The sequence below is a fragment of the Streptomyces sparsus genome (assembly GCF_054776295.1).
The window spans coordinates 1-1,104 of the sequence record NZ_BAAHCA010000024.1; the positions used below are offsets into that span (position 1 = coordinate 1).

General features: G+C 68.6%; 1 protein-coding gene. It reads left to right on the forward strand.

What is annotated here, in order from left to right:
* Positions 1–396 precede the first annotated feature (396 nt).
* Positions 397–1,056, forward strand: a complete 660-nt coding sequence (locus ACYVE9_RS03515; RefSeq protein WP_461026203.1) for a lytic polysaccharide monooxygenase auxiliary activity family 9 protein — start codon at positions 397–399, stop codon at positions 1,054–1,056.
* The last annotated feature ends 48 nt before the right edge of the window (positions 1,057–1,104 follow it).

Sequence of the window (1,104 nt, forward strand, 5' to 3'; positions counted from 1 at the left end):
TCACCGTCACACCGTGCGTCCGCGCGCTGTTCTGCCCGGTCAGGGCCGGGGCGAGCCCGCCGAGCAGCGCCGCCAACGCCGCGGGGCTGAAAGACGCGCCGCACAGGGGCGCCGCGCGGCCCCGCAGGCCCTCCCATCTGCCCGTGCAGGAGTAGGGGAGCACTCTCCACCCACCCGCCTGGGCCGCGACTGCGGGATCCCCCCGACACCTTTGACAACCCATGGAACGCCGATCCCCCGTCGTTCGTGCAGGCGTCTCCGAAGTGGCGCAAACGCGCGTTGCCGGTTCGTTTCACGGCGCGCAATCTGGAATTGCGGGAGCGCTCCCACGCAGTCGACACCCCGGCCGGGACCCCGGCCTCCCCCCACCGGAAGAAGAAGATCGTGAATTGTCATATGCATGCCATAGGCAGGCAACGCCCGTTGACGCTCGTTCTGGGCATCCTCGCCGCGGTACTCCTCAGCCTGGTCCCCTGGAGCGGCACCGCCGTGGCCCACGGATCGGTCGTCGACCCGGCATCGCGCAGCTACGACTGCTGGCAGCGCTGGGGCAGTGACTTCCAGAACCCGGCCATGGCCCAGCAGGACCCCATGTGCTGGCAGGCATGGCAGGACAACCCCAACGCCATGTGGAACTGGAACGGCCTGTACCGCAACGGCTCCAACGGCAACTTCCAGGCAGTCGTCCCCGACGGCCAGCTGTGCAGCGGTGGCCGCACCGAGGGCGGCCGCTACAACTCGATGGACACCGTGGGCGCCTGGAAGACCACCGACGTCTCCGACGACTTCACCGTCGAGCTGTACGACCAGGCCAGTCACGGCGCGGACTACTTCCGGGTCTACGTCACCCGGCAGGGCTTCGACCCCACCACCCAACCGATGCGCTGGAGCGACCTCGAACTGGTCGCCAGCACCGGCAGCTACGGGCCCAGCCAGAACTACTCGATCCCCGTGAGCACGTCCGGATACAGCGGTCGCCATGTCGTCTACACGATTTGGCAGGCCTCGCACATGGACCAGACGTACTTCCTGTGCAGCGACGTGAACTTCAACTGACCTCGCCGCACACCGGGCCGTCCCGCCGGACGCGACGCCGTCCGGCGG